Source organism: Jiangella asiatica (assembly GCF_004349065.1).
GTDB lineage: Bacteria > Actinomycetota > Actinomycetes > Jiangellales > Jiangellaceae > Jiangella > Jiangella asiatica.
The window spans coordinates 1-9,509 of record NZ_SMKZ01000094.1 but is presented as its reverse complement, the minus strand read 5'-3'; the positions used below and the strand labels follow the sequence as shown (position 1 = coordinate 9,509).

General features: G+C 70.0%; 7 protein-coding genes and 1 pseudogene. 5 read left to right on the top strand and 3 right to left on the bottom strand.

Annotated elements, in window-relative coordinates:
* Positions 1 to 144: 144 nt before the first annotated feature.
* Positions 145 to 1,220 (bottom strand): annotated as a pseudogene (locus E1269_RS33670) (ISL3 family transposase); the annotation flags it as partial.
* Between the two features lie 449 nt (positions 1,221 to 1,669).
* Entirely contained in the window at positions 1,670 to 1,780 is a 111-nt protein-coding gene (locus E1269_RS34520; protein ID WP_420810697.1) for an LPXTG cell wall anchor domain-containing protein, read from the bottom strand.
* On the opposite strand from E1269_RS34520, the gene E1269_RS34515 reads away from it, so the two are divergent.
* The 4 genes from E1269_RS34515 (at position 1,751) to disA (ending at position 6,893) form a co-directional block, all read left to right on the top strand.
* The gene (locus tag E1269_RS34515; RefSeq protein WP_420810696.1) at positions 1,751 to 3,016 is read left to right on the top strand and encodes a pentapeptide repeat-containing protein; all 1,266 of its coding nucleotides are present in this window, start codon (positions 1,751 to 1,753) and stop codon (positions 3,014 to 3,016) included. The two genes, E1269_RS34520 and E1269_RS34515, sit on opposite strands and share 30 nt — an antisense overlap.
* 480 nt (positions 3,017 to 3,496) lie before the next feature.
* Positions 3,497 to 4,201: a class I SAM-dependent methyltransferase gene (locus E1269_RS31340; RefSeq protein ID WP_203434275.1), complete on the top strand. Its 705-nt coding sequence runs from the start codon at positions 3,497 to 3,499 to the stop codon at positions 4,199 to 4,201.
* A gap of 56 nt (positions 4,202 to 4,257) precedes the next feature.
* Positions 4,258 to 5,613: a DNA repair protein RadA gene (gene radA / locus E1269_RS31335; protein ID WP_131902071.1), complete on the top strand. Its 1,356-nt coding sequence runs from the start codon at positions 4,258 to 4,260 to the stop codon at positions 5,611 to 5,613.
* 221 nt (positions 5,614 to 5,834) lie between these two features.
* On the top strand, positions 5,835 to 6,893 hold the full coding sequence (disA, locus tag E1269_RS31330) for a DNA integrity scanning diadenylate cyclase DisA (protein ID WP_131902077.1): 1,059 nt from the start codon (positions 5,835 to 5,837) through the stop codon (positions 6,891 to 6,893).
* Between the two features lie 115 nt (positions 6,894 to 7,008).
* On the opposite strand, the gene E1269_RS31325 is transcribed toward disA, so the two are convergent.
* Complete coding sequence (locus E1269_RS31325) at positions 7,009 to 8,217, bottom strand: hypothetical protein (protein ID WP_131902069.1); 1,209 nt, start codon at positions 8,215 to 8,217, stop codon at positions 7,009 to 7,011.
* 303 nt (positions 8,218 to 8,520) lie between these two features.
* On the opposite strand from E1269_RS31325, the gene E1269_RS31320 reads away from it, so the two are divergent.
* Positions 8,521 to 9,381 (top strand): HhH-GPD family protein, encoded by an 861-nt coding sequence (locus E1269_RS31320; protein WP_131902068.1) that lies wholly within the window; start codon positions 8,521 to 8,523, stop codon positions 9,379 to 9,381.
* The last annotated feature ends 128 nt before the right edge of the window (positions 9,382 to 9,509 follow it).

The following is a 9,509-nucleotide window of genomic DNA, read 5'->3' as shown; positions in this document are numbered from 1 at the left end:
CCCTCCTGGTCCACCCCGCCACCGCCGCCGCCGACCCCACCTGAAACCGGCTCGAAATGAGGATCTTCTGCTGCTTCCGTGGGCAGGCGGGACCCCGGAATGATCACGTTCAGCACGAAATCTCGTGTCACACCATGCTCGCAATCATGGTGAGGCTCGGGAGATCCTGCTGAACGTGATCATTTCGGGCTCTTCTGCTGCTTTCCGTGGGTCATCGGCCGGGGAGATCGGCCGGTAGCCGCCGAGGGCGAGCATGGCCAGGGCGATGAGGCGTCGGGGTCTTTGAACCCGAACGCGACGCGGGTGATGACGCGGGTCTTGGTGGTGACCGATTCGATGAGTCCGTTGGACCGGCCGTGGTCCAGGGTGGCGTGGATCGCTCGGAGATGTTTTTTGATCTTCTTCCCGAGGTTGACGAAGATCAGGATGCGGCAGCGTCGGGCCTACGACAACCACTTCTCCAGCGCGGCCTTGCCCTCGTCGCCGCCGGTCTTGAAGACGTGCCGGAGTCCTTCTTTGAGCAGGTAGGCCCGGTAGAGGCGAGGGTCGGTGGTGGCGATCCAGGCCAGCTTGGCCTGCTGTTTCTCGGTGAGGTCCTCGGGATTCTTCCACAGCGCGTAGCGGGCTCTTGAGCTTCTTCGCGTCGCCGCGGGACAGTCGGATCGTCCGTCCACCGGCGGTGAGGCGGGTGTTGTTGCCGGCAGCGCGGCGCGCGTCGTTCCACGCTTGGCGGCGCACCTCGTCCAGCGCCTCACCGGCCCAGCCGACGACGTGGAGCGCATCGGCGCACACCACCGCGCCCGGGCACCGTTCGGTCACCACGTCCGCGATCCGGGCCGCGCCGTCGGCGGACACGTGCGTGATCCGCGCGGACCGATCCGGGCCGAGGGCATCGAAGAACTTCCGCAGTGTGTCGCGGTCGCGGCCAGGAGCCGCCCACACAGCCGGCCGGTGTCATGATCTACCACCACGGTCAGGTACTGGTGACCCTTCTTGTAGCTGATCTCATCGATACCGATGCGAGCCAGCCCGGCGAACCGGTCGACCACGGCGTCGACATCGGCGCAGACCCGCTTCACGATCGCACCCACGCTGCGCCAAGCGATCCGCCTCAACAGCCCCACCGTGCTCTTCGAACACGCCACCGCCAACCACGCGATGGTGTGGTCGAAGTAGTACGTGTGGCCCGCGCCGTGCAACGCCCACGGCACCGCCACCACCACCCCAGCCCATACGGTGACACCACGCACGCCGTCGCTCCATCCCTGGACCCTGACCTTCGACAAGCCGGGAACCTAGGCACGAGCACGGCGTGCGCCCATATCGACACGCTCAACCACCCACGGACGCGTCAGAAGAGCCCGAAATGATCACGTTCAGCACGAGATCCCGTGTCGCACCATGCTTGTAGGGCTCAGGAGGGTAGGGCAGGCCTGGTGATGCGACGAGGGCCCGCGGCCTCCCCCTCATCGCCAGTGCGTGACGCAGACGAGGGTGACCGTCGTCGGGACCTGCCCGGACCCGACGACACAGGGTGAATCGTGACGCGCGAAGAACCCTCGTGGTGTGCGCGTGAACCCGTTGGCGCCGGCGCATGCGAAAGGCCGCCGGTCCCGACCTGGGTGGTCGGGCCGGCGGCCTCTACAGGGGAACTACGGCGTGACGAGCGTCAGAACTGAGCGCTGCGCCGACTGACGGCGAAGGCCGCCGCGCCGCCGGCGAGCATCAGGCCGATGCCCATGAACAGCACCTGGCTCGACCCGAAGCCGGTGTCCGGCAGGGTCTCACCGTCGCCGGAGCCGTCCTCGGCGCCGTCCGCAGTGCCGACCTCAGTGCCGTCGACCTCAGTGCCGTCGACCTCAGTGCCGTCGACCTCAGTGCCGTCGACCTCAGTGCCGTCGACCTCAGTGCCGTCGACCTCAGTGCCGTCGACCTCAGTGCCGTCGACCTCGGTCCCGTCGACCTCAGTGCCGTCGACCTCGGTCCCGTCGACCTCAGTGCCGTCGACCTCAGTGCCGTCGACCTCAGTGCCGTCGACCTCGGTCCCGTCGACCTCAGTGCCGTCGACCTCGGTCCCGTCGACCTCAGTGCCGTCGACCTCGGTCCCGTCGACCTCGGTCCCGTCGACCTCGGTCCCGTCGACCTCAGTGCCGTCGACCTCGGTCCCGTCGACCTCAGTGCCGTCGACCTCGGTCCCGTCGACCTCGGTCTCGGTCTCGGCCTCGGCGCGGCCGTCACACGCGGTGTAGTACGCCTCCTGGCTGCTGATCACCGCGTTGATCGGGCCCTGCCACAGCCACGGCAGCGCGCAGGCGTCGTTGAGGACGTCCAGGCTGCCGCCTTCGCCGGAGAGCAGACCGGCGAGGACGCCGTCCACTGTGGGGGCGCTGGTGCCACTGCAGGCCGTGTAGTGCGCGGACTGCTCGCCGAGCAACCCGTTCACCGGGCCCTGCCACAACCACGGCGCGGCGCAGGCGTTGTTCAGCAGGTTCGCGCCGTCGCCGGTCAGCGTGCCGTCGTTGTTGCAGGCGGCGTAGTGCGCCGACTGACCGTCGGCGAACCCGTTGACCGGGCCCTGCCACAGCCACGGCAGCGCGCAGGCGTTGTTGCCCACGTTGATGCCGTCGCCGTACGTCGTGCCGTCGCTGTTGCAGGCGACGTAGGTGGCCTCCTGATCCTCGACGAACACGTTCGCCGGGCCCTGCCACAGCCACGGCAGCGCGCACGCACCATTGAGGACGTTGATGCCGTCGCCGTACGTGGTGTCCTCGGTGTTGCAGACCACGTAGTAGGCGGCCTGGTCCTCGGTGGCGCCGTTCGCTGGGCCCTGCCACAGCCAGGGGGCCGCGCACGTGTTGTTGAGGACGTTGATGCCGTCACCGTAGGAGTCGGCACCGTTGTTCAGGACGTTGATTCCATCGCCGATGGCGATGCCCGTGTTGCCGTTGCAGGCTTCGTAGTAGGCCTCCTGGCCGCCGACGAAGATGTTGAACGGGCCCTGCCACAGCCACGGTAGCGCGCAGAGGCTGTTGCCGACGTTGATCTCGCCGAGACCCAGCTCGTCGAGAACGCCGTTCGCCTCCTCCACGTTCGTGATTTCAGTGGGGAGCTCAACCCCCTCCCGCTCCTCCGCGGAAGCCGCCGGGACGCTGAGCGCGAAACAGGCGGCGAGCGCAGCGCCGGCAACAACGGCGCCACGCAGCACTGTCTTCAACACAATTCTCCTCAAATCATGGATAAGTGTTACCCCAGGCAACCTGTTTTCTGGGTGCCCGCCAGGGAGTACATTCGACCCCCTGACCAGACGTGTCAAGGTACTCTACAAAAGGTCATTCGCATAGCTGACAGGCCGCCCGTCGGCAAAGTCTTCGCAATGCATTCTTTGCCCACCGGGACAGCACATAGCACTATGTGCCCGAATTCCCCCGACCCGCCATCAATTGATGGTTCTCGCCCCGCGACTTCCCGGCCGGGTTCGCTCTGCGATCCTTGGCTCGTGCGCCGCGACGTGATCCCCAGCCCGAACATCTGGACGTACCCGGACGTGTACGAGCAGGAGAACCGGAGCGTCGACCCCGACGGTGTCATCGAGGCCGCGATGCGTCGCATCCACGACTGGCACGGGCTGGACGTTCTCGACATCGGCTGCGGCGCCGGGTTCCATCTGCCGCGGTTCGCGGCCGACGCGCGCCACGTCACCGGCGTCGAGCCGCACCGGCCCCTGCTGCGGCGGGCAGAGCGCCGCCTCGGCGAGCTGCCCGCCGACACCCGCCCCCGGATCTCACTGCTGCGCGGAACCGCCCAGGCGCTGCCGATCCCGCCGGTGACGGTCGACGTAGCGCACGCGCGGTGGGCCTATTTCTTCGGGCCCGGTTGCGAGCCCGGGCTCCGCGAGCTGTCGCGGGTGATGCGCCACGGCGGCACCGCGTTCGTCATCGACAATGACGCCACCCGCTCGACGTTCGGCCGCTGGTTCCGCACCGGCCTGCCGGAGTACGACGCCGTCGCCGTCGAACGGTTCTGGGCGCGCGAGGGCTGGCACCGCGAGCCACTGGAGATGCGGTGGGCCATGCCTGACCGCCGCACGTTCGAGTCGGTCGTCCGCATCGAGTTCGCGCCGGACGTCGCTGACGCCATCCTCGCCGAGCATGCCGGAGCCTCGGTCGACTACGCCGTCAACCTGTTCTGGCGCCGGTTCTGAGCACACACCGCGTTCCGCGGCCGGCGTTGTCGGACCGGCCGTCTACCGTTCATGCCATGGCGAAGGCAGCGCAGATCTTCCGGTGCGGCGAATGCGGCTGGACGACGCCGAAGTGGGTGGGCCGCTGCGGCGAGTGCCAGGCCTGGGGCACGGTCGAGGCCGCCGGCGCACCGCGGGTCGACACCGTCGCCGCTGGCCCGGTGGCCGAGGCGGCGCGGCCCATCGCGGCGGTCGGCCTCGAGGTCGCGCGGTCCCGGCCCACCGGCGTCGGCGAGTTCGACCGGGCGCTCGGCGGCGGGCTGGTCCAGGGTGCGGTCATCCTGCTGGCCGGCGAGCCGGGCGTGGGCAAGTCGACCCTGCTGCTCGACGTCAGCGCGCGCTGGGCGCACGAGGCCGGCCGCGCTCTTTACGTCACCGGCGAGGAGTCCGCCGCGCAGGTCCGGTTGCGGGCCGAACGCACCGGCGCCCTGGCCGATCACCTCTTCCTGACCGCCGAGACCGACCTGTCCGCCGTGCTGGGCCACGTCGACGCCGTGCAGCCGTCGCTCATCGTGCTCGACTCCGTGCAGACGGTGTCCAACCCGGCCGCCGACGGCGCCGCCGGCGGGGTCACGCAGGTCCGCGAGGTGGCCGCGGCGATGATCCGGGTGGCCAAGGAGCGCGGCATCGCCACCATCCTCGTCGGCCACGTGACGAAGGACGGGAGCATCGCCGGCCCGCGGGTGCTGGAGCACCTGGTCGACGTCGTGCTGCACTTCGAGGGCGACCGCCACTCCCGGCTGCGTCTGGTGCGCACGGTCAAGAACCGATACGGCCCGGCCGACGAGGTCGGCTGCTTCGACCTCACCGACTCCGGCATCAGCTCATTGGCCGATCCCACCGGACTGTTCCTCTCCCGCCACGCCACCCCGGTCCCGGGCACCTGCATCACCGTGACGCTGGAGGGCCGGCGCCCGCTGCTGGGCGAGATCCAGGCGCTGGTCGCCACGTCCGCGCTGGCCACACCCCGACGCGCGAACAGCGGGCTCGACTCCTCACGGGTGGCCATGGTGCTCGCGGTGCTCGAGCGGCGCGGCAACGTGCGGCTGAGCAGCAGCGACGTCTACACGTCCACCGTCGGCGGTGCCAAGCTCAGCGAGCCGGCTGCCGATCTGGCCATGATGCTCGCCGTGGCCAGCGCCGCGTCGGGCCGGCCCCTGCCGCCCGCGCTCACCGCGCTCGGCGAGGTCGGACTGGCCGGCGAGATCCGCCGGGTCACCGGGCTGCAGCGCCGGCTCGCCGAGGCCGAGCGCATGGGTTTCACGACGGCGCTCGTCCCGGCCGACCCCGGCCCGGTGCCTGCGGGCATCAAGATCATCGAGGTGGCCGATGTCGGCCAGGCACTGGCGGCAGCCGACGGACGCCCCAGCTGATTCGCCCAGGCTTTCGCCGCGCGCACCTGAATCGTTGTGTTGTATTGACGCGTTCGTCGCCACAGAAGGGCACGAAACGCCCTAGACTGTTCTACCCAGCGTCGTCGGCCGTACCGGTGAGCCTCGGCGCTGAGCGCCCGTACACTGAATCACCACGATAGCCGTCAGGTCACGACAGGGGTCACGTGCAAGGCAACGATCGAGCCGGCGCCGACGCGAAGCTGCGCCTGGCTCTGGCAGCTGTGGCACCTGGCACAGCCCTGCGCGAAGGCCTGGAACGCATCCTGCGCGGGCGCACCGGCGCCCTCGTCGTGCTCGGCTACGACAAGACCATCGAAGCGATGAGCACGGGCGGCTTCTCCCTCGACGTCGAGTTCAGCGCCACCCGGCTGCGCGAGCTGGCCAAGATGGACGGCGCCATCGTCGTCGACCGCGACTGCACCAAGATCCTCAAGGCGGCCACTCAGCTGGTGCCCGACCCGTCCATTCCCACCACCGAGTCCGGCACGCGGCACCGCACCGCCGAGCGAGTGGCCAAGCAGACCGGCTGCCCCGTCATCTCGGTCAGCCAGTCGATGCGCATCGTCGCCATCTACGTCGACGACATTCGCTACGTCCTGGAGGACGCCGGCCAGATCTTGTCCCGGGCCAACCAGGCGCTGGCCACGCTGGAGCGGTACAAGCTCCGGCTCGACGAGGTGTCCGGCACGCTGTCGGCACTCGAGATCGAGGACCTGGTGACGGTGCGCGACGTCGTCGCCGTCGCACAGCGGCTGGAGATGGTCCGGCGCATCTCGGTCGAGATCGACGGCTACGTCGTCGAGCTGGGCACCGACGGCCGGCTGCTGAGCCTCCAGCTCGACGAGCTCGTCGCCGGCGTCGACGCCGACCGCGAGCTGGTCATCCGCGACTACCTGCCGGCACCGTCCGGGCGGCGCAAGCGCAGCCTCGGCGAGGCCATCAGCGCGCTCGACACGTTGTCCGGTGCCGATCTGCTCGACCTCGGCGCCGTCGCCCGATCGCTCGGGTTCCCCGGCGGCGGCGAACAGCTCGACGCCGCAGTCAGCCCGCGCGGGTTCCGGCTGCTGGCCCGCGTGCCGCGGCTTCCCGACAGCGTCATCGACCGCCTGGTCGAGCACTTCGGTGGCCTGCAGAAGCTCCTCGCCGCCAGCGTCGACGACCTCCAGGCCGTCGAGGGCGTCGGTGAGAGCCGCGCCCGCAGCGTTCGTGAGGGTCTTTCGCGGCTGGCCGAATCCAGCATCCTCGAGCGCTACGTCTGACCCAGCCGCGCCTTTCCTTCTTGATCGCCAGCGCGAACACCACCAGGAATGCGCATGCCCCACCAGGCGTGTAGGCCTGGTGGGGCATGCAATCACGTGGTGAACGTGATCATTTTCAGTTCTCGAGGATGACCTGCTCCGCGATGCCGCCCTGCGGGACCTCGACGCTCAGCTCGGGGAAGCTCAGCAGCCCGATCTCGGCGCTGCCGACCTCCACCTCACCGACGACGGGGAGCGGGACGCTGAGCGTGACGCGCAGCGCCAGGCCGCCACCGGAAGCCGAGGCGACGGTGCCGTCCTCGGCGAGCACGGTGTCGTCGTCGCGGTAGTCGGCGAAGTTGAGGTTCACCGACACGCCACCCAGTTCGAAGGTCTCGTCGAAGCCGGGCTCGACGTCGATGACCTCGTCGTCGGCGACGTGCAGCTCGAGCGCCGGCAGGTCGTAGTCGAACGTCGCGCCGCCCGGCTCACCGGTGGCCTCCAGGCGGCCCCACGAGTTCGGGGTCTCGCCGTCGTCGGAGCCGGCGAGGCCGAGAGAGATGCCGCCGCTGGCCGCACCGCCCAGGATGCTCAGGTCACCGAACCGGCCGCTGACCTCGGCGTAGGCGCCCAGCGTGCCGTCGTCCTTGGAAAACGTGCCGGTCTCCTGCAGCAGCTGGCCAGCACCGACGGTCACCAGCGGGCTCCCGACCGGCAGCTCGATCGGCAGCAGCTCGGACACCGGACCCAGGTCCGAGACGTCCAGCAGGTCGATCTCACCGACGCCGGAGTACAGCGAGGTGAGCACGCCGCCGGCGGCGCCCTCGGTGATGAGGTCGTTGTTCCAGTTCGCCTTGACCTCGCCGGAGATCGCGTCGAGGTTGCCGACGATCGGCACCTCGAGGCCGTGCAACCCGTAGCTGGCCGTCTCGGCCTCCTCCGGGAGCGCGACCTGCTCGACCATGTAGGGCACATCGAACTCGGCGCCGGCGCCGCCGATGCTGGCGATGGTGCCGAACGCCCGCGAGTGGACGCCTTCGTCCTCGCCCTCGATGCCGGCCGAGTTGGCCTCGGACTCGATCTGCCCGACAGTGACATGCGCGTCCACCGCCGGCACCTCGATCGGCAGCAGCGGCGTCTGGACCCCGGTGGTGACCTGGGCCGTGGCGTAGTAGCCGTCTGCGGCGATCCTGAAGTCGCCGTTCTGGCGCACCTCCTGGTCCGCCTCCGCGGCCTGTGCCTGGAACCCGGCGGTGGTGACCGCCAGCGCAGCGCCGGCGACACCCGCGACCGCCTTGACCGCAGTTCGGCGCGAGCGCCGCCTGTCAGCCGTTCCGAAAGTCATGCTTGCTCCTTTTTCGGTACTTTGGCAACCGGCCGACGTGGACTGGCCGGCCCATTCGGATGCGTGTGAAGATCACACGGCAAAGACGCTAACTACCAGACGAGCTGTGAGTCAACGGACACCACGAAGTCCGTCACCAGGTATTTTCCGCGATCGATTCACGGACCGGCGCTATTACGCAGGACTATCCCATTTAGCCGTCATATGCGGCATGGTCGACCGTGAGCATTTCGTGGAAACTTCTCCCGGAAAGGCGTAGCCCGACGCCCCGGCACCAGCCCGCGGCTCGTAGAATCGCGCCCGATGCACGCCGCCGTCATGTCCTGGTACACCGCGAACGCGCGCGAGCTCCCCTGGCGCGCCGCGGACCGCACGCCGTGGGGCGTACTGGTGAGCGAGGTCATGCTGCAGCAGACACCGGTCGTGCGGGTGCTGCCGGTGTGGCGAGACTGGATGGTGCGGTGGCCGTCGCCGGCCGGGCTCGCGGCCGAGGAGCCGGGCGAGGCCATCCGCGCCTGGGGGCGCCTGGGCTACCCACGCCGCGCGCTCCGCCTGCACGCGGCTGCGCGAGCCATCGTCGAGCGGCATGGCGGCCGGGTCCCGCCGACGTACGACGAGTTGCTGGCCCTGCCCGGGGTGGGCGACTACACCGCCGCCGCGGTGGCGTCGTTCGCGTTCGGCGGCCGGCACGCGGTCCTCGACACGAACGTCCGCCGGGTGCTCGCCCGTGCCGTCGCCGGCACCCAGTACCCGCCCCCGTCGACGACGGCGGCCGAGCGGCGCCTGGCGCAGAGCCTGCTCCCGCCCGACGACGACGCTTCCACCTGGGCGGTAGCCGTCATGGAGCTGGGCGCCCTGATCTGCACGGCTCGTTCGCCGCGATGCGACGACTGCCCGGTGGCGGCGCGGTGCGCGTGGCGGCTGGGCGGGTCCCGGCCCGACGACGGACCGCCTCGGCGCGGCCAGGCCTGGCACGGCACCGACCGGCAGGCCCGCGGCCGGCTGATGTCGGTACTCCGCGATGCGCCCGGCGCGGTGCCGAAGGCCCGGCTCGATGCCGCCTGGCCGACGGCGGCGCAGCGGGAGCGTGCGCTCGACGCGCTGGTGGCCGACGGCCTGGTCGAGCCGCTCGACGGCGACCGGTACCAGCTACCCGCCGGCTGAGCGACCGACTCATCACCAGGATGTCGCGCGCGTCACCAGGCTTGCGAGGGTGGTGCGACACGAGATCTCGTGCCGAACGTGATCATTTGGGCCCGACGGGCCGACTGGCAATCGGGCGGGGCGGGCAC

Excerpts from the sequence above, each read along its gene's own strand:
- E1269_RS31325 (WP_131902069.1), bottom strand. The coding sequence starts at position 8,217 with ATGACTTTCGGAACGGCTGACAGGCGGCGCTCGCGCCGAACTGCGGTC.
- E1269_RS31320 (WP_131902068.1), top strand. The coding sequence starts at position 8,521 with ATGCACGCCGCCGTCATGTCCTGGTACACCGCGAACGCGCGCGAGCTC.
- radA (WP_131902071.1), top strand. The coding sequence starts at position 4,258 with ATGGCGAAGGCAGCGCAGATCTTCCGGTGCGGCGAATGCGGCTGGACG.